Origin of the sequence: Janthinobacterium sp. MP5059B (assembly GCF_001758645.1) — a bacterium.
In the GTDB taxonomy this organism is placed as follows: Bacteria; Pseudomonadota; Gammaproteobacteria; order Burkholderiales; family Burkholderiaceae_D; genus Janthinobacterium; species Janthinobacterium lividum.
The window spans coordinates 179,711-201,064 of the sequence record NZ_LRHX01000009.1 but is presented as its reverse complement, the minus strand read 5'-3'; the positions used below and the strand labels follow the sequence as shown (position 1 = coordinate 201,064).

Below are 21,354 nucleotides of genomic sequence, written 5' to 3'. Positions count from 1 at the left end.
CCGCACGCTTATACTTGGCGATTCTTTCTTGCCAGGTATAACGCATGCTGCCCTTTCTCCTTCTGCTGCTTGCCGGCGTCATCCTCATGGCGCTGCGCTTCGTCCAGTTGCGTCGCGCCCTGCTGCGCGCGCGGGCAGGCGAAGCGCAGTTCCGCCTGTTGGCCGAGCACGGGCGCGACGCGGCCTTCCTGCTCGACGCCACGACCCTGGAATTGCTCTACATCAGCCCGGCCGCGCAACGCCTGACGGGCCACGACTTGCCTGCCTTGCGCGCGCACGCGGCGCAGCTGGCGGCGGACGTGCCGGCCCGGCTGCAGCGCTGGCGCGATGGCGATACCAGCCGTTTGACCGTGTTGCGCGAAGTGGAATTGCCGCACGCCGACGGCCACCAGCTGGCCCTGGAAATCCATTCCACCATCGTGCCTGCGGCGGCGGGGCGGGGCGTGACCTTGGCGGGCACGGTGCGCGACGTCAGCGCCGTCCAGGCGCAGGAAGCCGAGCGGGAAAAGGAGCAGAAGCGCTTTGCCTCGATGCTGTCGCATGAATTTCGCACCCCGCTGGCCACGATTGACGGCGCCATCCAGCGCCTCGTCTCGACGTCCACCGAGGCGGACGAGGCCACGCGCAAGCGCTACGTGAAAATCCAGACGGCCGTCGACCGTTTGTTGTCCATGATTGACGATTATTTGTCACCTGAACGCATGGCGGCCATCGGCCGCGAGCGGACTGCCGACGGCATCGCGCCGCTTGCCCTGCTGCAGCAGGCGGCCGCCACCGTGACGGCCAGCCACCGCGTGCAGCTGGAACTGGACGAGGACTTGCCAGCCAGGCTGCGCTGCGACGTGCCCGGTATGGCGCTGTGCCTGAAAATCCTGCTCGACAACGCCGTCAAGTTCAGCCCGCCTGGCAGCGCCATCACCGTGTCGGCCAAGCTGGTGCCCGAGGGCGGCGTGGCCCTGTGCGTGCGCGATGCGGGGCCCGGCTTGCGGGAAGACGAACTGGCGCAGTTGTTCGAAAAAGGAAGCCGTGGAACCTATGCCACGCATCCGGGTGCGGGGCTGGGCCTGTACATGGCGCGCGCCGTGGTGGACGTGCATGGCGGGAGTTTGCAGGGGCATAATCTGCCCGAAGGCGGGGCACTTTTCCGCATTTGGCTGCCGCTTCCTGTCTAGACAAGGAAAAGCCTTGCTTCCGCTGAAGGCAACCGTGATAATTCCTTGACGTAAACCTATTGTGCCGTCCATCATGGTGTAGAAGTGAATGGCATGGTTTGCCCACGGTAGCTCACTAACGGAAGAATGGCGTTGCAATGACGAAAATACTGATCGTCGAAGACAATCTGGACTACGCCGAAGACATGGCGGAGTTTCTCGTTGAGCTCGAACACGAAGTTCATATCACCAGCTCCGCTGGCGGGATGTGGACGGCGTTGAGCCATGGTAATGTTGGCGTGGTCGTACTGGACCTGGGCTTGCCCGATGAGGATGGCTTCAACGTCATTCCCCGCATGCGCCAGCTGTATCCGCAAATTGGTGTGCTGGTGTTGACGGGGCGTGTCGCTTTCGACAGCCGCATCCTGGGCTTGCGCCTGGGCGCCGACCACTATCTGACCAAGCCGATCAAATTCCCCGAACTGGCCGCCCACATCGAAGCGCTCGACCGCCGCGTCGGCCCGCAAGATCCCGTGCCCGAGCCGGGCAAGTGGACCTTGAAGGTAAGCGCGCGCCAACTTGAGCTGATGGGTTCAGTCATCGCCCTGACGGAAAAAGAATTCAACTTCCTGCACTTGTTGACCATCAACACCCGCCCGGTGCCGCGCGACGTCATCGTGGCCGGCATGGGCGGCGAAGATCCCGATGCGGGCCGCCGCGTCGACATGCTCGTGTATCGCCTGCGCAAGAAAGCCAAGACGGGCCTGGGCCAGGACTTGCCGCTGCGCAGCGCGTATGGCGAAGGCTACAGCTTGTCGGCCAGTTTCAATTTGTCCTGACCAGCAGAGGCGGTTCGGATGAAATGGCGTGTTCTGCTTGGGCTGCTGTTGATCGTTGGCTTGTCCTGTGCGGTTCTGTTGCTGCGTCAGGAATGGAAAATCGACAGCTGCCTCGACAAGGGCGGCCGCTGGAATTACCCACAGGCTGTTTGCGAAGGCGCATGAACGCCCTGTCGCGAAATTAAGGGACAGAGTCAATCGCCTTTTCCAGCATTTCAAATAAAACAGGGTCAGAGTCGCGCCTTGCGCGCACAAGTGTGTAAAATCAAGGTCTTAGCCTTCTTTTTACCGATTCTGCCATGGCCCGCTTGCCCCGCCTCATCATTCCAGCACTACCCCATTACGTGATCCAGCGCGGCAGCAACCGCGAGAGCGTGTTCCAGGATGCGGCCGACTACGCGCAATTCCTTTCCTGGCTGAAAACCGGGGCAAAAATGTTCAAGGTGGCCATCCATGCCTACGTTTTATTGCCTGATCAGCTACATTTTCTGGCCACGCCCAGCGATGCGACGGGTCTGGGGCAGCTGATGCAGTGGCTGGGACGCTATTACGTCCCGTATTTCAACCAGAAATACGGCCGCGAGGGGGCACTGTGGCAGGGACGCTACAAAACTTCCGTCATCGATCCCGACAATTTCTTCCTCACTTGCTGCCGCTACCTCGAATGCGTACCCGTGCAAACGGGTTTGGCGGGCCAGGCGCTGGACTATAGCTGGTCCAGCTATGCCCACCATGCGGGCGTGCGTCCCGATCCCGTCATCACCGACCATGCGCTGTACTGGGCGCTCGGCAACACGCCGTTCGACCGCGAGGCGGCCTATCTGCGCCTGTTCGAGCAAGGCCTGGGCCGCAGCCAGGTCAAGGTGGTGGAAGAGGCTGTATTGAAGGGCTGGCCGCTGGGTGCCGACGCTTTCAAGCAGGCGCTGGAGCACAAAATGCAGCGGCAAGTGCTGCCGGCCAAGCGGGGCCGTCCCCGCAAAATCGTGGCCGAATTGGACGCCAATTGAAAAGCATTCGCATTTAAAACAAAAAATGGTTGCTTTCTCACGTTTTATTGAAATTGCCTTGACTATGTCCCTATTAAATTTTTAGAGCGACGGAATCGAATTTAATTCGACTCCGACCCTAATTTTTCTGGTTGAGTTTTTTGTTGCGTTGCACTACTCTAGTTTTTCGATAGTCATATGCAGCGGAGAAGCCCATGAAAGCGCAAGGCCTGTACGACCCAGCCAATGAACACGATGCCTGCGGCGTCGGTTTCGTCGCCCATATCAAGGGCAACAAGACCCATTCGATCGTCGAACAGGGTTTGCTGATTCTGAAAAACCTCGATCACCGGGGCGCCGTGGGCGCCGATGCGCTGATGGGCGATGGCGCCGGCATCCTGATCCAGATTCCTGACCAGTACTGCCGCGAAGAAATGGCCAAGCAGGGCGTGGAATTGCCGCCGCCTGGCGAATACGGCGTGGGCATGGTCTTCTTGCCGAAGGAACATGCGTCGCGCATCGCGTGTGAACAGGAAATCGAACGGGCCGTGCGCATCGAGGGGCAAGTCGTGCTGGGCTGGCGCAACGTGCCCATCGATACGGACATGCCGATGTCGCCCACCGTGCGCGCCAAGGAACCGGTCATCCGCCAGATTTTCATCGGCCGCGGCCCGGACATCATGGTCACCGACGCGCTCGAGCGCAAACTGTATGTGATCCGCAAATCGTCGGGCCACGCCATCCAGGCATTGAAACTGCTGCACGGCAAGGAATTCTTCGTGCCGTCGATGTCGGCGCGCACCATTGTGTATAAGGGCTTGCTGCTGGCTGACCAGGTGGGCGTGTATTACAAGGACTTGCAGGATGCGCGCTGCATCTCGGCCCTGGCCCTCGTGCACCAGCGTTTCTCGACGAATACTTTCCCCGAATGGCCGCTGGCCCACCCGTACCGTCTGATCGCGCATAACGGCGAGATCAACACCGTCAAGGGCAACTTCAACTGGATGCGCGCGCGCGAAGGCGTGATGAAGTCGGCCGTGCTGGGCGACGATCTGCAAAAACTGTTCCCCCTGATCTATGAAGGCCAGTCCGACACGGCGTGCTTCGACAATGCGCTCGAACTGCTGCTGATGGCCGGCTACCCGATCGCTCAGGCGATGATGATGATGATTCCGGAAGCGTGGGAAAACCACACGACGATGGACGACAACCGCCGCGCCTTCTATGAATACCACGCGGCCATGATGGAGCCGTGGGACGGCCCCGCCGCCATGGCGTTCACGGACGGCCGCCACATCGGCGGTACCCTGGACCGCAACGGCTTGCGTCCGGCCCGCTACATCGTCACGGACGACGACCTGGTGGTGATGGCGTCGGAATCGGGCGTGCTGCCGATTCCCGAGTCGAAGATCATCCAGAAATGGCGCTTGCAGCCTGGCAAGATGTTCCTGATCGACCTGGAAGCGGGCCGCATCATCGACGACCAGGAACTGAAAAACACTTACGCCAACGCCAAGCCATATAAAGCGTGGATCAACTCGGTGCGCATCAAGCTCGACGAGATCAAGCTGGCCGAAGGACAAGCCAAGCTGGACCGCGCCCAGGGCGAAAAAGAGCAGCCATCGTTGCTCGACCGCCAGCAGGCGTTCGGCTATACGCAGGAAGACTTGAAGTTCCTCATGGCGCCCATGGCCGTGGCCGGCGAAGAGGCGACGGGCTCGATGGGTAATGACTCGCCGCTGGCCGTCATGTCGAACAAGCTCAAACCGCTGTATAACTACTTCAAGCAACTGTTCGCGCAAGTGACGAATCCGCCGATCGACCCGATCCGCGAAGCGATGGTGATGTCGCTCGTGTCCTTCATCGGCCCGAAACCGAACTTGCTCGATACGAACAACGTCAACCCGCCGATGCGCCTGGAAGTGGCGCAGCCCGTGCTGGGCTTTGACGACATGGCCCGTTTGCGCAACATCAGCGCCCACACGGGCGGCAAGTTCAAGTCGTACGAGCTGGACATCTGCTACCCGCTGGCCTGGGGCAAGGAAGGCGTGGAAGCGTGCCTGGCCTCGCTGTGCGCGGAAGCCGTCGACGCCGTCAAGTCGGGCCACAACATCCTGATCGTCTCGGACCGCGCCATTTGCGCCGACCAGGTGGCGATCCCCGCACTGCTGGCCACCTCCACCGTGCATCAGCACCTGGTGAGCAAGGGCTTGCGCGCCTCCACCGGCCTCGTCGTGGAAACGGGCTCGGCCCGCGAAACGCACCACTTCGCTTTGCTGGCCGGCTACGGCGCGGAAGCCGTCCACCCATATCTGGCCATGGAAACCCTGGTCGAGATGGCGCATGGCTTGCCAGGCGACTTGTCGGGCGACAAAGCCATCTACAACTACACCAAGGCGGTGGGCAAAGGCTTGATGAAGGTCATGTCGAAGATGGGCATTTCGACGTATATGTCGTACTGCGGCGCGCAAATCTTCGAAGCCATCGGCTTGAATAAATCGCTGGTCGACAAATACTTCAAGGGCACGGCCTCGAACGTGGAAGGCATCGGCGTGTTTGAAGTGGCGGAAGAAGCGTTGCGCCTGCACGCGCTGGCCTTCGGCAACGATCCCGTGCTGGCCGACAAGCTCGACGCGGGTGGCGAGTATGCATTCCGCGTGCGCGGCGAAGACCACATGTGGACGCCGGACGCGATTGCAAAGCTGCAGCACTCGACGCGCAGCAACAATTTCTCCAGCTATAAAGAGTACGCGCAAATCATCAACGACCAGAGCCGTCGTCACCTGACCCTGCGCGGCCTGTTCGAGTTCAAGCTCGACCCGACCAAGGCCATCCCGCTCGATGAAGTGGAACCGGCCAAGGAAATCGTCAAGCGCTTTGCCACGGGCGCCATGTCGCTCGGTTCGATCAGCACGGAAGCGCACGCGACGCTGGCCGTGGCCATGAACCGCATCGGCGGCAAGTCGAACACGGGCGAAGGCGGCGAAGATCCGAACCGCTACACGCAGGAATTGAAAGGCATCCCGATCCGCCAGGGCGACACCATGGCGTCCGTCGTGGGCGCCGAGCAGATCGTCGTCGACATTCCGCTGCAGGAAGGCGATTCCATGCGTTCGCGCATCAAGCAGGTGGCGTCGGGACGTTTCGGCGTCACGGCCGCCTACCTGAATTCGGCCGACCAGATCCAGATAAAGATGGCGCAGGGCGCCAAACCGGGCGAAGGCGGCCAGTTGCCGGGCCATAAAGTGTCGGAATACATCGCCAGCCTGCGCTTTTCCGTGCCGGGCGTGGGCCTGATTTCGCCGCCGCCGCACCACGACATCTATTCGATTGAAGATCTGGCGCAGCTGATCCATGACTTGAAGAACGCCAATCCGCGCGCTTCGATCTCCGTGAAGCTGGTGTCGGAAGTGGGCATCGGCACGGTGGCTGCCGGCGTGACCAAGGCGAAAGCCGACCACGTTGTCGTCGCCGGCCACGACGGCGGCACGGGCGCTTCGCCATTGTCGTCCGTGAAACATGCGGGCACGCCGTGGGAGTTGGGTCTGGCCGAAACGCAACAAACGCTGGTACTGAACGGCTTGCGCAGCCGCATCCGCGTGCAAGCCGACGGCCAGATGAAGACGGGCCGCGACGTGGTCATCGCCGCCCTGCTGGGCGCCGACGAGATCGGCTTCGCCACGGCGCCGCTGGTGGTCGAAGGCTGCATCATGATGCGCAAATGCCACTTGAATACCTGCCCGGTAGGCGTTGCCACGCAAGATCCCGTGCTGCGCGCCAAGTTCTCGGGCAAGCCCGAGTATGTCGTCAATTACTTCTTCTTCGTGGCCGAAGAAGCCCGTCAATTGATGGCGCAGCTGGGCATCCGCACGTATGACGAACTGATCGGCCGCGTGGACTTGCTGGACAAGTCGAAGGCGATTTCGCACTGGAAGGCGCAGGGCCTGGACTTCTCGGCCATCTTCCACAAACCGGAAACGCCGGATGGCCAAGCCTGTCGCCACGTGGAATTCCAGGACCATGCGCTGGAAAAAGCGCTCGACCACAAGCTGATCGCGCAAGCGCGCGCGGCGCTGGAGAAGGGCGAGCGCGTCTCCTTCATCTCGCCCGTGCGCAACCTGAACCGCACGGTGGGCACCATGCTGTCCGGTGAAGTGGCGAAGAAATACGGCCATGCCGGCTTGCCGGACGACACCATCCACATCCAGCTGCAAGGCACGGCGGGCCAGTCGGCCTGCGCCTTCCTGGCGCACGGCATCACCATCGACCTGGTGGGCGAGGGCAACGATTACGTGGGCAAGGGCCTGTCGGGCGGGCGCATCATCGTGCGGCCGAATACGGAATTCCGCGGCTGGGCCGTGGATAACATCATCATCGGCAACACGGTGCTGTACGGCGCCATCGCCGGCGAAGCTTTCTTCAATGGCGTGGCGGGCGAACGCTTTGCCGTGCGCAACTCGGGCGCCACCACGGTGGTCGAGGGCCTGGGCGACCATGGCTGCGAATACATGACGGGCGGCACGGTGGTGGTCCTGGGCAACACGGGGCGCAACTTCGCGGCCGGCATGTCGGGCGGCATCGCCTATGTGTATGACCCGGCCGGCGACTTTGCCAGCAAGTGCAACACGGCCATGGTCAGCCTGGACAAGGTCGTGTCCGCAGCGGAACAGCACCTCGATCGCGATGCCTGGCATACGCAGCACCGCGACGGCGTGCCGGAAGCCGACGAGGTCATCCTCAAGCGCCTGATCGAGCGTCACTTCAAGCACACGGGCAGCACCCGCGCCCGTGTCCTGCTGGACGACTGGGCTGCGGCGCGCGGCAAGTTCGTGAAAGTCTTCCCGAACGAATACAAGCGCGCGCTGATTGAAATGGCTGCCGATGCCGCCATGGAAGTCCAAGCCGTCGCCGCCTGAGCCAGCCAAGATCAATCGCATAGAGCAATGACAGGGAGCGGCCAAGCCGCTCCCAGCCAGCAAATACAAAGGAAACATCGTGGGTAAAATTACCGGCTTCATGGAATTCAAGCGCCAGGACGAACACTATCTGGAGCCTGCCGCGCGTCTGAAGAACTACAAGGAATTCGTGCTGCACCTGTCGGACGCGCAAGCGACCGTGCAAGGCGCGCGCTGCATGGATTGCGGCATTCCCTTCTGTACCACGGGTTGCCCCGTGAATAACATCATTCCTGACTGGAATGACCTGGTGTACCGCGGCGCCTACCGCGAAGCGCTCGACATCTTGCATTCGACGAATAACTTCCCGGAATTTACGGGCCGCATCTGCCCGGCGCCGTGCGAATCGGCCTGTACCCTGGGCATCCATGAAGATCCGGTTGGCATCAAGTCGATCGAACATAAAATCATCGACATGGGCTGGGAACACGGCTGGGTCACGCCGCAGCCGGCGGGATTCAGCACCGGCAAGAAAGTGGCCATCGTCGGTTCCGGCCCCGCGGGCCTGGCGGCGGCGCAGCAGCTGGCGCGCGCCGGCCATGCCGTCACCGTGTTTGAAAAGAGCGACCGGGTCGGTGGCTTGCTGCGTTACGGCATCCCCGACTTCAAGATGGAAAAATCGCACATCGACCTGCGCGTGAAACAGATGGAAGCCGAAGGCGTGGTGTTCCGCACCAGTGTATTGGTCGGCAAGGATTTCCCTGCCCACGTGAACAACTGGGCCAAGGAAACCATTTTCCCGGAAGACCTGGAAAAAGAATTCGACGCCGTCATCATGGCCGGCGGCGCCGAGCAGCCGCGCGACTTGCCCGTGCCGGGCCGCGAGCTGAAAGGCGTGCATTTCGCCATGGATTTCTTGCCGCTGCAAAACAAGGTCAACGCGGGCGACAAGCTCAAGGACCAGATCAAGGCGACGGGCAAGCACGTGGTGGTGATCGGCGGCGGCGACACGGGTTCCGACTGCGTCGGCACCTCGAACCGCCATGGCGCCGCCTCGGTGGCCCAGTTCGAACTGATGCCGCAGCCGCCGGAACAGGAAAACAAGCCGCTGGTCTGGCCTTACTGGCCGACCAAGCTGCGCACCTCGTCCTCGCACGAGGAAGGCTGCGAGCGCGACTGGGCCGTGGCCACCAAGCGTTTCGAAGGCAAGGGCGGCAAGGTAGAAAAGCTGATCGCCTGCCGCGTCGAGTGGAAAGACGGCAAGATGAGCGAAGTGCCGAACTCGGAATTCGAGATGAAGGCGGACCTGGTCTTCCTGGCCATGGGATTTGTTTCTCCTGTGCAACAGGTGCTGGAAGCGTTCGGCGTCGATACGGATGCGCGCGGCAATGTCAAGGCGACAACGGATGGCGCCGGCTGCTACCAGACGTCGGTGGCCAAGGTGTTTGCGGCAGGCGACATGCGCCGTGGCCAGTCGCTGGTGGTGTGGGCCATCCGCGAAGGGCGCCAGTGCGCGCGCGCCGTCGATGAGTTCCTGATGGGCGCATCCCTGCTGCCGCGCTAAAAAAACGAGCAATTGTTCGTTTTTTGCCAGGGCCACGGCGCGGATCGCGACGTGGCCTTTGTTCTTTTTACTTGTCAAGTCAACAGCCATGCATGCCATCGGGCAGGGACGCGATGTGGCGGCCGAATTTCCACTACAATATCTGACTTTCGATTCATTAGTGTTGTATTCTTCCCCTTTACGGGGCTGTCCCAAGGGGTGTCTCAGCAGAGGTTGGCGTTTCTGCACTACAATACGCCATTAAAATAGTGAGCTTCGTCGTGCCAAATCTTGTTGAGATCCGTGATTTACACTTTGCCTATGGAGAACGTTCGATTTTATCGGGCCTTCAAATGGATTTCCCACGTGGAAAAGTTGTGGCCGTCATGGGTGGCTCCGGCAGTGGCAAGACGACCGTATTGCGCCTGATCGGCGGGCAGCTGCGTCCCAGTTCCGGTTCCGTGAATATCGACGGGCAGATCGTGCATACGCTGGGGACCGACGAGTTATACCAGTTGCGCCGCAAGATGGGCATGCTGTTCCAGCACGGCGCCCTGTTTACGGACTTGACGGCGTTCGAGAACGTGGCGTTTCCCCTGCGCGAACACACGGACTTGAATGAAGAGCTGATCCGCACCCTGGTGCTGATGAAGCTGCATGCCGTGGGACTGCGCAATGCGGCGCAATTGAAGCCGGCCGAGATCTCGGGCGGCATGGGCCGCCGCGTCGCGCTGGCGCGCGCCATCGCGCTCGACCCCGAACTGATCATGTATGACGAGCCGTTCGCCGGCCTGGACCCGATTTCCATGGGCGTGACGGCGAATTTGATCCGCAATCTGAACGATGCGCTGGGCTCCACGTCTATCCTGGTATCGCACGATGTGAAGGAGTGTTTCGCCATCGCTGATTATGTCTATTTTCTGTCATCGGGCAAGATCGTGGCGCACGGCACGCCGGCCGAGATGGCCGTGTCGACGCATCCGTACGTCAAGCAGTTCGTCAATGCCGAGGCCGATGGTCCCGTGCCTTTCCATTATCCGGGCAAGTCGCTGGCCGACGACCTGGGTCTGCAGACGGGGGGCGGCCGATGATCGCGCGTTTCCTGGCGGCGATCGGTGCATGGTTGCGCAATTCGGTACAAGACCTCGGCTTTGCCGTGCGTTCGTTTTTTATCATCATCGCCTCGTCGGGCGGGCTGTGGCGCCGTCCGCGTCTGGTGATTGAGCAACTGTTTTTTATCGGTAACCGCTCTCTGGTGATTACCGCCGTCTCCGGCCTGTTTGTCGGCATGGTGCTGGGCTTGCAAGGGTATTACACTCTGACCACGTATGGCGCCGAACAGTCGCTGGGCTTGCTGGTGGCGCTGTCGCTGACGCGCGAACTGGGCCCGGTCGTCACGGCGCTGCTGTTCGCGGGCCGCGCCGGCACGTCGCTGACGGCGGAAATCGGCCTGATGAAGGCGGGCGAGCAATTGTCGGCCATGGAAATGATGGCCGTAAACCCGATCCAGCGCGTGCTGGCGCCCCGTTTCTGGGCCGGCGTGATCGCCATGCCGATCCTGGGCGCCATCTTCACGGCCGTCGGCATCATCGGCAGCTATCTGGTCGGCGTGGTGCTGATCGGCGTCGATGAAGGCTCGTTCTGGTCGCAGATGCAAGGCGGCGTGGATGTCTGGAAGGAAGTCGGCAATGGCACTATCAAGAGCCTGGTGTTCGGTATTGCCGTGACCTTCATCGCGCTGTTCCAGGGTTACCAGGCACAGCCGACGCCGGAAGACGTGTCCGGCGCCACCACGCGCACGGTGGTCATTTCATCGTTGATGGTGTGGTGGCTCGATTTCATGATGACGGCGTTGATGTTTAGCAAGTAATTGCCGATCAGCTACAAACAGCGGGCCTGGGCAAGATGTTGCGCAGGCGGCAGCAAGTAAAAATTATTTAGGATTGTTTATGCAACGTAAATCTTTGGATGTCTGGGTCGGCTTGTTCGTCTTGCTGGGTGTGGCGGCATTGATGTTTCTGGCGCTCAAGGCCGGCAATATGAGCTCGCTGTCTTTCAGCAAGACGTATACCATTAGCGCCAAGTTCGACAATATTGGCGGCCTCAAGCCGCAGGCGCCCGTCAAGGGTGCCGGCGTGGTTGTGGGCCGGGTCTCGGAAATCGTCTTTGACGACAAGACCTACCAGGCGCTGGTGAAACTCGACATCGAAGATGGCTACAAATTTCCGAAAGACAGCTCGGCCAAGATTTTGACGGCCGGTTTGCTGGGTGAGCAATATATCGGCTTGGAAGCAGGCGGCGATTTGGCGAACCTGGCAGAGGGCGACAAGATCGCCCGTACTCAATCGGCCACAGTGCTGGAAGACCTGATCAATCAGTTCATCTACAGCAAGGCAGCGGAAGGAAAGGACAGCAAATGAGCGAGTCGACCAAGCAATCCCAAGGCAGCCTGGTACGTATCGGCCTGGCCATGGCCATCGCCGCCAGCGTGAGCGCTTGCGCCACCGGCACCAACCCGCGCGACCCGCTGGAAGGGTATAACCGCGCCATGTTCAAGTTCAACGACACCGTTGACCAGGTGGCTCTGAAACCGGTCGCCACGGCTTACAAGAAAGTCACGCCATCGTTCGTGCAAACGGGCGTGGGCAACTTCTTCGGCAACTTGTCCGACGTGTGGAGCGCCGTAAACAACTTATTGCAAGGCAAGGGTGAAGCGGGCTTGCAAGACGTCGTGCGCGTCAGCATGAACTCGACTTTCGGTATCCTTGGCCTGATCGATATCGCCTCGCAGGCGGGCATTCCGAAACACAGCGAAGACTTTGGCCAGACCCTGGGCTGGTATGGCGTCCAGTCTGGTCCGTACGTGATGCTGCCGCTGCTGGGCCCATCGACCGTGCGCGACACGGCGGCCCTGCCGCTCGATATCGCGGGCGACCCATGGCGCTACAAGGATCCGGTCAATGTGCGCAATATCGGCACGGTGACGCGCGTGGTCGACAAGCGCGCCGCGCTGCTCGACGCGACCAACCTGATGGAAGCGGCCGCGCTGGACCGTTATGAATTCATCCGCGACGGCTTCCTGCAGGCGCGCGAAAGCAAGGTTTTCGATGGCGATACGGACCGCCGCGACCGCAAAGTGCCAAAAAACGACACCAGCGATTACGAGCCGGAGTACGATGCGAAACCCCAGGCAGCCCCGGTAGAAGCGCCGCCCGCCAAGGTTGCCGCCCAGCTGGCACCTGCGGACCTCGTAACATCTGGTAGCAATACCGTTGCATCCGAGGCCAAGTCGCAGGAGTAAACTCCGGTACAGGAACACCACGGCTGCGATCAACGCCAGCCGGTGCATAGCAACACCATGAAAGGTAAACCATGAAATTGATGAAACAACTGCTGGCGATGGCCACCATCGCCTTTGCCACCGCCGCCCAGGCCGCCCCCGCCGTGGAAGCGCCGGACGTATTGGTCAAACGCATCAGCCAGGACGTGATCGACACGGCCAAGTCGGACAAGGCCATCCAGGCTGGCGATATCAAGCGCGTCACGGAATTGGTGGAAAGCAAGATCTTGCCGTACGTGGATTTCCAGCGCATGACGGCCCTGGCCGCCGGCCGCCACTGGCGCGATGCCACGCCCGACCAGCAAAAGCAGCTGGCCGCGGAATTCCGCACCCTGCTGATCTACACATACTCGGGCGCCCTGTCGCAGATCAAGAACGAGACTGTGGAATTCAAGCCGCTGCGCGCCGATCCTAGCGATACGGAAGTGGAAGTGCGCTCGCAGGTGAACGTGGCGCGCGGCGAACCGGTGCCCCTGAACTACCGCGTGGCGAAAACCCCGTCCGGCTGGAAGATCTATGACATCAACGTGCTTGGCGCGTGGCTGGTGGAAACGTACAAAAGCAGCTTTGCCAGCGAGATCAGCAAAGGCGGCGTCGATGGCCTGATCAAGACCCTGGCCGCGAAAAACAAGGCCCTGGCCAGCCGTCCCGCTGCCAAAGCCAAATAATCGGCTATCATATAGCTCCTGACCCAGCTCCAGACCAGCGCAGCCCGACGCCATGCCAGACTCTCTCGACACCTTGCAGTCCCTGACTTCCCTGACCGTGCACAATGCCACTTCGGCATTGGAGCAGGGTCTGGAGGCCATCCGCTCGGGGCAGACGAAGTTTGACTTGCGCAACGTCAAGGCCGTCGATTCGGCAGCCGTCTCCGTCATGCTGACGTGGCAACGCGCCGCGCAGGATGCCGGCGGCGTGCTGGAGCTGAAAAACCTGCCGAACAACCTGAAAAACCTCACCAAGCTGTATGGCGTCTGCTCGCTCGTCTCGAGCACCCTGAGCGCCGACGACTGCGCCAGCGCCGGCGGCCACGCCGAACGCAGCCCGTCCGACCTGCATCATCATTGATCCTGTCCCACTCCCCGCATCAGCAGTAGCTTTCAAGCCGGCAGGCCAGCAGCGCCGCCGGATTGATCTCCAAGTGTTCCACGAATTTTCCAACTATAATTGACTGTTGCGCCGTCCTCGCCTGAAGGCGGCGCCCTGCACCGGCCTGCCGGCCTGGATGTCTCCGGCAACTGGCGCATCACACCAGACGCATTACACTTGAAACAAGCACATGACCGCAATTCAAATAACGAATGTAGAAAAGAGCTATAAATCGCTCAAGGCGCTGGGCGGCGTGTCGCTGGCCATCGAGGAAGGCGAATTTTTCGGCCTGCTCGGCCCGAATGGCGCCGGCAAGACGACCCTCATTTCCATCATCGCCGGCCTGATACGCCCCGACGCGGGCACCGTCAAGATCCACGGCCACGATGTCGTCACGGACTTCCGCAATGCGCGCCGCAACCTGGGCGTGGTGCCGCAGGAACTGGTGTTCGACCCGTTCTTCACCGTGCGCGAAACCCTGCGCCTGCAGTCCGGTTACTTCGGCCTGCCGAACAACGACAAGTGGATCGACGAGGTCATGGAAAACCTCGACCTCACCGGCAAGGCCGACACGAATATGCGCGCCCTGTCCGGCGGCATGAAGCGCCGCGTGCTGGTGGCCCAGGCGCTGGTGCACAAACCGCCCGTGATCGTGCTCGATGAGCCGACTGCCGGCGTCGACGTGGAACTGCGCCAGACCCTGTGGAAGTTCATCTCGCGCCTGAACCGCGAAGGCGGCCACACGGTTGTCCTGACCACCCACTACCTGGAAGAGGCGCAAGCCATGTGCCAGCGCGTGGCCATGCTGAAGACGGGCAAGGTGGTGGCGCTCGACACCATGTCGGCCCTGATCCGCCGCATCGCCGGCTCGCAGCTGCAGGTGCACCTGAAACACGGCGCCTTGCCGGCCGACCTGCAGCACCTGGTGCTGCACCCGGAAGAACAGCAGGCGCCGAACAAGTTCAGCCTGCGCGTCAACGAATACAGCGAAGTCGAAAAAATCCTCGCCCGCCTGCGCGAAGCGGGCACCGAGATCGATGAAATGCAATTGCAACAAGCCGACCTGGAAGATATCTTCTTGCAGATCATGGATAAAGGTACCGTATGATTTCGACAGGATTTCGCACCCTCGTCTACAAAGAGACGCTGCGCTTCTGGAAAGTGGCGACGCAAACCGTGGCCGCGCCCGTGCTCACGTCGATGCTGTACCTGCTGGTATTCGGCCATGTGCTCGATGGCCGCGTGGAGCCGAGTCCCGGCGTCAGCTACACGGCCTTCCTGATCCCCGGCCTGGTGATGATGAGCGTGCTGCAAAACGCGTTTGCCAATTCCTCGTCCTCGCTGATCCAGTCGAAGATCACGGGCAACCTGGTGTTCGTGCTGCTGACGCCCCTGTCGCACTGGGAAATCTTCTCGGCGTATGTACTCGCTTCCGTCGCGCGCGGCCTGGCCGTGGGCTTTGGCGTGTTTGCCATCACTTGCTGGTTCGCCGACCTGTCGTATGTCGCGCCGCTGTGGATCGTCGTCTTCGCGTTTCTTGGCGCCGCCATGCTGGGCACCATGGGTCTGATCGCCGGCATCTGGGCCGAAAAATTCGACCAGCTGGCCGCTTTCCAGAACTTCCTGATCATGCCGGCCACCTTTTTGTCGGGCGTGTTCTATTCGATCCACTCGCTGCCGCCGTTCTGGCAGACGGTGTCGCACCTGAACCCCTTCTTTTACATGATCGACGGCTTCCGCTACGGCTTCTTCGGCGTGTCCGACGTCAGCCCGTGGCTCAGCCTGTCCATCGTCGCCGGCTTCCTCGTGATCCTGGCGCTGGCGTCGATCCGCCTGCTGAAAAGCGGTTACCGATTACGCCACTAATTGCGGCACACCCCATCACTACATTATTCAATATCAAGGACTTATCGTGACCACCACTCCAGAACTGATCCACGGCTATCTGTCGGCCGGCCTCGAATGCACGCACCTCGAAGTGGAGGGCGATGGCCAGCACTTCCAGGCCGTGATCGTCTCGCCCGCGTTTGCCGGCAAGCGTTTGATCCAGCGCCACCAGATCGTCTACGCGGCGCTGGGCGACCGCATGCGCGAAGAAATCCACGCGCTGTCGATGAAAACCCTGACACCTGAAGAATTCCAAGGATAAGCACATGGACAAGCTCCTCATCAACGGCGGCAACCGCCTGAACGGCGACATCGCCATCTCCGGCGCGAAAAACGCCGCCCTGCCCATCCTGTGCGCCGGTCTGCTGACCGCGGGCGACTTGGACCTGACCAACGTGCCGCATTTGCACGACGTCGCCACCATGTTGAAACTGCTGGGCCAGACTGGCCTGAAAGTGCAGCAGGACGGCGACCGCGTGGTCCTCAACGGCAGCGCCATCGACACCCTGGAAGCGCCATATGAACTGGTGAAAACCATGCGCGCCTCGATCCTCGTGCTGGGCCCCATGCTGGCGCGCTTCGGCGAAGCCAAGGTCTCGCTGCCGGGCGGCTGCGCCATCGGTTCGCGCCCCGTCGACCAGCACATCAAGGGCCTGGAAGCGCTGGGTGCCGAGATCCGCATCGAGGCGGGCTACATCTACGCCAAGTGCGCCAAGCTGAAAGGCGCGCGCATCGTCACCGACATGATCACCGTCACCGGCACCGAGAACCTGCTGATGGCCGCGACCCTGGCCGAAGGCGAGACCATCCTGGAAAACGCCGCCTGCGAACCGGAAGTGACCGACCTGGCGCACCTGCTGGTGGCCATGGGCGCGAAGATCGACGGCATCGGCACCAGCCGCCTGGTGATCCAGGGCGTGGACGCCTTGCACGGCGCTTCCCACGCGGTGATCGCCGACCGTATCGAAACGGGTACCTTCCTGTGCGCCGTGGCGGCCACCGGCGGCGACATCACCCTGCGCAATGTACGCACCGATATCCTCGACGCGGCGCTCGACAAGCTGCGCGCCATGGGCCTGACGATGACCTTCGGCGCCGACTGGATCCGCGCCGAGATGTCGGCCCGTCCGAACCCCGTCAGCTTCCGCACGACGGAATACCCGGGCTTCCCGACCGACATGCAGGCGCAGTTCATGGCCGTGAACACGATCGCCAACGGCGCGAGCCGCGTCACCGAGACGATTTTCGAGAACCGCTTCATGCACGTGCAGGAAATGAACCGCCTGGGCGCCGATATCACCATCGAGGGCAACACGGCCATCATCGCCGGCGTCAAGCAGCTGCGCGGCGCGCCCGTGATGGCGACCGACCTGCGCGCCTCGGCGTCGCTGGTGATCGCGGCCCTGGCCGCCGACGGCGAAACGCTGATCGACCGCATCTATCACCTCGACCGCGGCTACGACCGCATGGAAGTGAAGCTCTCCGCCGTCGGCGCGAACATCGTACGCATCAAATAACAAGGAACGAGCATGAACGGATCGAACACGGGCGACAATTCGCAGCTGATACTGGCGCTCTCGAAAGGCCGCATTTTTGAGGACACCATGCCGCTGCTGGAAGCGGCCGGCATCCGGGTGCTGGAAAACCCGGAGACCTCGCGCAAGCTGATTTTGGCCACCAACGATCCGAACGTGCGCGTCATCATCGTGCGCGCCAGCGACGTGCCGACCTACGTGCAGTACGGCGCGGCCGATTTCGGCGTGGCGGGCAAGGATGTCCTGCTCGAACATGGCGGCGAAGGCCTGTACCAGCCGATCGACCTGAATATCGCCGCCTGCCGCATGTCGGTGGCGGTGCAGGCCGGTTTTGATTACGAAAAGGCCGTGCACCAGGGCGCGCGTCTGCGCGTGGCCACCAAGTTCGTGCACACGGCGCGCGAGCACTTCGCCGCCAAGGGCGTGCACGTCGACCTGATCAAGCTGTATGGCTCGATGGAGCTGGCGCCTTTGGTCGGCCTGTCCGATGCCATCGTCGACCTGGTCAGCACGGGCAGCACCTTGCGCGCGAATAACCTCGTCGAGGTCGAGCACATCATGGAAATCTCGTCGCGCCTGGTGGTCAACCAGGCTGCGCTCAAGCTCAAGCGCGAGCGCTTGCAGCCGATTATCGAGGCGTTTGAACGCGCCTCGCAAGCCTAGACACATTCAGTAGCAGAAAGCCGATTATGCCGATACAGATACGCAAGCTCGATTCAAGCCAGGATGGTTTCCAACAATCGCTCGACACGCTGCTGGCGTTCGAGGCGGGCACCGATGCAGCGATTGAAATGTCGGTCGCGAAAATCCTGGCCGATGTGAAAACGCGCGGCGATGCCGCCGTACTGGAATACACCAACCGTTTTGACCGCATCCCGCATGGCGGCGCGGCGGAAATGGCGGCCTTTGATATTTCGCAAGCCGAATTGCAGGCGGCCCTGAACGGCTTGCCGTCGGCCCAGCGCGAGGCGCTGCAGATCGCCGCACAGCGCATCCGCGCGTTCCACGAACGCCAGCGCGAGGAATTGCGCGGTTTTACCTATACCGAGCCCGATGGCACGGTGCTGGGCCAGAAGATCACGCCGCTCGACCGGGTCGGCATCTACGTCCCGGGCGGCAAGGCTGCCTACCCCTCGTCCGTGCTGATGAACGCCATTCCCGCACACGTGGCGGGCGTGGGCGAAATCATCATGGTCGTGCCGACGCCGGATGGCGTGAAAAACCAGATGGTGCTGGCCGCCGCAGCGATTGCCGGCGTGACGCGCGTGATCACCATCGGCGGCGCGCAGGCCGTTGGCGCGCTGGCCTACGGCACGCAGACGATTGCCGCCGTGGATAAAATCGTCGGCCCCGGCAACGCCTATGTGGCCGCCGCCAAGCGCCGCGTGTTCGGCATCGTCGGCATCGACATGATCGCCGGGCCATCGGAAATCCTGGTGCTGTGCGACGGCACGACGGACCCGGACTGGGTCGCGATGGATCTGTTTTCGCAGGCCGAGCACGACGAACTGGCGCAGGCGATTCTGCTGTGCCCTGACGCCGACTACATCGCGAAAGTGGAAGAGAGCATCGCCAAGCTGCTGCCGACGATGCCGCGCCAGGCCACCATCAGCACCTCGCTGCAGGACAGGGGGGCGCTGATCAAGGTGCGCAGCATGGAAGAAGCGTGCGAGATCGCCAACAGCATCGCGGCGGAACACCTGGAAATCTCGGCGGAAAACCCGCAGCAGTGGGCCGAGCAGATTCGCCATGCGGGCGCCATGTTCCTGGGCCGCTTCTCGTCCGAATCGCTGGGCGACTATTGCTGCGGTCCCAATCACGTGCTGCCGACTTCGCGCACGGCGCGCTTTTCCTCGCCGCTGGGCGTGTACGATTTCCAGAAGCGCTCGTCCATCATTCACGTCAGCGAGGCTGGCGCGCAAACCCTGGGCCGCGTCGCCGCCACGCTGGCGTATGGCGAAGGCTTGCAAGCGCACGCACGCAGCGCCGAACTGCGTCTGAAGCCGCAGCCATGACGAATATGGCGGAGCAGCCGGACTGGGTCAACCGGGTCTATTGCGAAGATGCGCTGGCAGGGCTGGCGCGCATTCCCGATGGCTCGGTGGACCTGATCCTGACGGATCCGCCGTATAACCTGGGCAAGGATTACGGCAATGCCTCGGACCAGCAGTCGGTGGCCGACTACCTGCGCTGGACGGAAGAATGGATCGATGCGGCGCTGCCCAAGCTGAAAGCCAACGGCAGCCTGTATATCTTCCTCACCTGGCGCTATTCGCCGGAGATCTTCGTCATGCTGAAACAGCGCATGGCGATGATGAATGAAATCATCTGGGACCGCCGCGTGCCGTCCATGGGCGGCAGCGTGCGCAGCTTTTCATCGGTGCACGACACCATCGGCTTCTTCGTCAAGCGCAAGGATTACTACTTCGACCTTGACGCGGTGCGTATCGCCTACGACGCGGCCACCAAGAAAGCCCGTTCGCGCTCGATCTTCATCGGCGCCAAATGGCTGGAAGTGGGCTACAACCCGAAAGACTTGTGGAGCGTGTCGCGCCTGCACAAGGAACACCCGGAACGGGCCGACCACCCGACGCAAAAGCCGCTCGAGATCATCGAGCGCATGCTCAAGGCGTCGTGCCCGCCCGGCGGCGTGGTGCTCGACCTGTTCATGGGCAGCGGCACCACGGCCCTGGCGGCGAAGCGCTGCGGGCGCGATTTCGTCGGCTTTGAACTGAACCCCGACTACTGCGCCATCATCGAACAGCGGCTGGCGGCATTGGCGCAGGAACTGGCCGCGCCGGCCGCGACCAAGCCCGCCAAGGCGGCAGCGAAGAAACCGGCAGCGGCCAAAAAACCGGCGGCCGTGAAGAAACCGCCCGCCGTGAAAAAAGCGCCGGCCCGCAAGGCGCGCAGCGCCGCCGTGCCGGAAGACGTCGTCATTTAGTCTCCATTTAATTCCATCAGGAGTGTTTGCAGCATGTCTTTCCTCGATCAGTTAATCAGCAACACCGTGCGCTCCGATGTGCGGGCCGTCAAAAGCTACCAGGTAGCCGATGCCAGCGGTTACATCAAACTCGATGCGATGGAAAACCCGTATCCGCTGCCGCAGCATCTGCGCGAGGAGCTGGGCGCGCGCCTGGCCGGCGTGGCGCTGAACCGCTATCCACCGTCGTACGCCAGCCTGCAGGCGGCCATCTGCGCCAAGCTGGGCGTGCCCGCCGGCTTTGACGTCATGCTGGGCAACGGCTCCGATGAACTCATTTCCATCCTGGCCATGGCATGCGCCCGCCAGGAGCCGGGCAAGCGCGCCGTGCTGCTGGCGCCCGTGCCCGCCTTCGTCATGTATGCGCGCTCGGCGCAGTTTGCCGGCATGGATTTCGTCGGCGTGCCCTTGCAGGCCGACTTCAGCCTGGACATGCCGGCCATGCTGGCGGCGATCGAAGAGCACCGCCCGGCGCTGGTCTTCCTCGCCTATCCGAACAACCCGACGGGCAACCTGTTTGCCGCTGCCGATATCGAACGCATCCTGGCGGCCCTGGGCGACACGGGCATCGCCGTCGTCGACGAAGCGTATGAGCCGTTCGCGCAGCGCAGCTTCATGGGCCGTTTGCCCGAGTTCGAAAACCTGGTGGTGATGCGCACCGTGTCGAAACTGGGTCTGGCCGGCATCCGCCTCGGCTACATGTCGGCCGCGCCGGCCCTGCTGGCGCAATTTGAAAAGGTGCGCCCGCCGTATAACGTGAATGTGCTGACGCAGGCGGCGGCCGAATTCGCGCTCGATCATCTCGACGTGCTCAATGCCCAGGCGGCCCTGCTCAACAGCGCGCGCGACGACCTGGCGCTGCGCCTGGCGGAACTGCCCGGCGTGACCGTGTTTCCCTCGAAGGCAAATTTTCTTCTGATTCGTGTGGCTGATTCCGACGATGTTTGCGCAAAACTGCTTGCCCGCAGGGTTTTAATTAAAAATATGAGTAAAATGCATGTTGCGCTGGCCAATTGCCTGCGCATCAGCGTCAGCACCCCGGAAGAAAATTCCCTTTTTTACGATGCCTTCAAGGCATCCCTCGTTTAGCCTATCGCCAGAGCCTC

The 21,354-nt window shown here is 61.9% G+C and carries 19 protein-coding genes; all 19 read left to right on the top strand.

Features of this window, described 5'->3' with window-relative positions; translation table 11 throughout:
• Positions 1 to 44 precede the first annotated feature (44 nt).
• The 19 genes from JAB1_RS12805 (at position 45) to hisC (ending at position 21,337) form a co-directional block, all read left to right on the top strand.
• Positions 45 to 1,172 (top strand): HAMP domain-containing sensor histidine kinase, encoded by a 1,128-nt coding sequence (locus JAB1_RS12805; protein ID WP_070280163.1) that lies wholly within the window; start codon positions 45 to 47, stop codon positions 1,170 to 1,172.
• Positions 1,173 to 1,309: 137 nt separating this feature from the next.
• Positions 1,310 to 1,990: a response regulator transcription factor gene (locus tag JAB1_RS12800; RefSeq protein WP_034780956.1), complete on the top strand. Its 681-nt coding sequence runs from the start codon at positions 1,310 to 1,312 to the stop codon at positions 1,988 to 1,990.
• A gap of 299 nt (positions 1,991 to 2,289) precedes the next feature.
• Positions 2,290 to 2,997, top strand: a complete 708-nt coding sequence (locus JAB1_RS12795) for a transposase (RefSeq protein ID WP_070280162.1) — start codon at positions 2,290 to 2,292, stop codon at positions 2,995 to 2,997.
• 194 nt (positions 2,998 to 3,191) lie between these two features.
• Positions 3,192 to 7,892, top strand: a complete 4,701-nt coding sequence (locus JAB1_RS12790) for a glutamate synthase-related protein (protein WP_070280161.1) — start codon at positions 3,192 to 3,194, stop codon at positions 7,890 to 7,892.
• Between the two features lie 79 nt (positions 7,893 to 7,971).
• A complete protein-coding gene (locus JAB1_RS12785) occupies positions 7,972 to 9,435 on the top strand; it encodes a glutamate synthase subunit beta (RefSeq protein WP_070257787.1) in 1,464 nt (487 codons plus the stop codon).
• Between the two features lie 260 nt (positions 9,436 to 9,695).
• Entirely contained in the window at positions 9,696 to 10,505 is an 810-nt protein-coding gene (locus tag JAB1_RS12780; RefSeq protein ID WP_070280192.1) for an ABC transporter ATP-binding protein, read from the top strand.
• Entirely contained in the window at positions 10,502 to 11,284 is a 783-nt protein-coding gene (gene mlaE / locus JAB1_RS12775) for a lipid asymmetry maintenance ABC transporter permease subunit MlaE (RefSeq protein WP_034780952.1), read from the top strand. The genes JAB1_RS12780 and mlaE overlap by 4 nt, the downstream gene beginning before the upstream one ends.
• A gap of 79 nt (positions 11,285 to 11,363) precedes the next feature.
• Positions 11,364 to 11,834, top strand: a complete 471-nt coding sequence (gene mlaD, locus JAB1_RS12770) for an outer membrane lipid asymmetry maintenance protein MlaD (protein WP_034753810.1) — start codon at positions 11,364 to 11,366, stop codon at positions 11,832 to 11,834.
• Positions 11,831 to 12,715 carry a VacJ family lipoprotein gene (locus JAB1_RS12765; RefSeq protein ID WP_070257788.1) on the top strand — a complete coding sequence of 295 codons (885 nt, stop codon included), beginning with the start codon at positions 11,831 to 11,833 and terminating at the stop codon, positions 12,713 to 12,715. The genes mlaD and JAB1_RS12765 overlap by 4 nt, the downstream gene beginning before the upstream one ends.
• A gap of 71 nt (positions 12,716 to 12,786) precedes the next feature.
• Positions 12,787 to 13,422 carry an ABC transporter substrate-binding protein gene (locus JAB1_RS12760; protein ID WP_070280160.1) on the top strand — a complete coding sequence of 212 codons (636 nt, stop codon included), beginning with the start codon at positions 12,787 to 12,789 and terminating at the stop codon, positions 13,420 to 13,422.
• 52 nt (positions 13,423 to 13,474) lie between these two features.
• On the top strand, positions 13,475 to 13,822 hold the full coding sequence (locus tag JAB1_RS12755) for an STAS domain-containing protein (RefSeq protein WP_070280159.1): 348 nt from the start codon (positions 13,475 to 13,477) through the stop codon (positions 13,820 to 13,822).
• Between the two features lie 211 nt (positions 13,823 to 14,033).
• On the top strand, positions 14,034 to 14,951 hold the full coding sequence (locus JAB1_RS12750; protein ID WP_034780948.1) for an ABC transporter ATP-binding protein: 918 nt from the start codon (positions 14,034 to 14,036) through the stop codon (positions 14,949 to 14,951).
• Positions 14,948 to 15,709 carry an ABC transporter permease gene (locus tag JAB1_RS12745; RefSeq protein ID WP_034780947.1) on the top strand — a complete coding sequence of 254 codons (762 nt, stop codon included), beginning with the start codon at positions 14,948 to 14,950 and terminating at the stop codon, positions 15,707 to 15,709. Before JAB1_RS12750 ends, JAB1_RS12745 begins: the two co-directional genes overlap by 4 nt.
• A 46-nt stretch (positions 15,710 to 15,755) precedes the next feature.
• Entirely contained in the window at positions 15,756 to 15,992 is a 237-nt protein-coding gene (locus tag JAB1_RS12740) for a BolA/IbaG family iron-sulfur metabolism protein (protein WP_034753824.1), read from the top strand.
• Between the two features lie 4 nt (positions 15,993 to 15,996).
• Entirely contained in the window at positions 15,997 to 17,247 is a 1,251-nt protein-coding gene (gene murA, locus JAB1_RS12735) for a UDP-N-acetylglucosamine 1-carboxyvinyltransferase (protein WP_070257789.1), read from the top strand.
• A 12-nt stretch (positions 17,248 to 17,259) separates the two neighbouring features.
• The gene (gene hisG / locus JAB1_RS12730) at positions 17,260 to 17,928 is read left to right on the top strand and encodes an ATP phosphoribosyltransferase (RefSeq protein ID WP_034780945.1); all 669 of its coding nucleotides are present in this window, start codon (positions 17,260 to 17,262) and stop codon (positions 17,926 to 17,928) included.
• A 26-nt stretch (positions 17,929 to 17,954) separates the two neighbouring features.
• Positions 17,955 to 19,280 (top strand): histidinol dehydrogenase, encoded by a 1,326-nt coding sequence (gene hisD / locus JAB1_RS12725; protein WP_070280158.1) that lies wholly within the window; start codon positions 17,955 to 17,957, stop codon positions 19,278 to 19,280.
• A 5-nt stretch (positions 19,281 to 19,285) separates the two neighbouring features.
• Entirely contained in the window at positions 19,286 to 20,209 is a 924-nt protein-coding gene (locus JAB1_RS12720) for a site-specific DNA-methyltransferase (RefSeq protein WP_070280191.1), read from the top strand.
• A gap of 33 nt (positions 20,210 to 20,242) precedes the next feature.
• Positions 20,243 to 21,337 carry a histidinol-phosphate transaminase gene (gene hisC / locus JAB1_RS12715; protein WP_070280157.1) on the top strand — a complete coding sequence of 365 codons (1,095 nt, stop codon included), beginning with the start codon at positions 20,243 to 20,245 and terminating at the stop codon, positions 21,335 to 21,337.
• Positions 21,338 to 21,354: the final 17 nt, after the last annotated feature.

Coding starts and splice junctions, on each gene's coding strand:
- hisC (WP_070280157.1), top strand. CDS start 20,243: ATGTCTTTCCTCGATCAGTTAATCAGCAACACCGTGCGCTCCGATGTG.
- JAB1_RS12790 (WP_070280161.1), top strand. CDS start 3,192: ATGAAAGCGCAAGGCCTGTACGACCCAGCCAATGAACACGATGCCTGC.
- JAB1_RS12800 (WP_034780956.1), top strand. CDS start 1,310: ATGACGAAAATACTGATCGTCGAAGACAATCTGGACTACGCCGAAGAC.
- JAB1_RS12765 (WP_070257788.1), top strand. CDS start 11,831: ATGAGCGAGTCGACCAAGCAATCCCAAGGCAGCCTGGTACGTATCGGC.
- murA (WP_070257789.1), top strand. CDS start 15,997: ATGGACAAGCTCCTCATCAACGGCGGCAACCGCCTGAACGGCGACATC.
- mlaE (WP_034780952.1), top strand. CDS start 10,502: ATGATCGCGCGTTTCCTGGCGGCGATCGGTGCATGGTTGCGCAATTCG.
- JAB1_RS12760 (WP_070280160.1), top strand. CDS start 12,787: ATGAAATTGATGAAACAACTGCTGGCGATGGCCACCATCGCCTTTGCC.
- mlaD (WP_034753810.1), top strand. CDS start 11,364: ATGCAACGTAAATCTTTGGATGTCTGGGTCGGCTTGTTCGTCTTGCTG.
- hisD (WP_070280158.1), top strand. CDS start 17,955: ATGCCGATACAGATACGCAAGCTCGATTCAAGCCAGGATGGTTTCCAA.
- hisG (WP_034780945.1), top strand. CDS start 17,260: ATGAACGGATCGAACACGGGCGACAATTCGCAGCTGATACTGGCGCTC.
- JAB1_RS12795 (WP_070280162.1), top strand. CDS start 2,290: ATGGCCCGCTTGCCCCGCCTCATCATTCCAGCACTACCCCATTACGTG.
- JAB1_RS12750 (WP_034780948.1), top strand. CDS start 14,034: ATGACCGCAATTCAAATAACGAATGTAGAAAAGAGCTATAAATCGCTC.
- JAB1_RS12745 (WP_034780947.1), top strand. CDS start 14,948: ATGATTTCGACAGGATTTCGCACCCTCGTCTACAAAGAGACGCTGCGC.
- JAB1_RS12720 (WP_070280191.1), top strand. CDS start 19,286: ATGGCGGAGCAGCCGGACTGGGTCAACCGGGTCTATTGCGAAGATGCG.
- JAB1_RS12805 (WP_070280163.1), top strand. CDS start 45: ATGCTGCCCTTTCTCCTTCTGCTGCTTGCCGGCGTCATCCTCATGGCG.
- JAB1_RS12755 (WP_070280159.1), top strand. CDS start 13,475: ATGCCAGACTCTCTCGACACCTTGCAGTCCCTGACTTCCCTGACCGTG.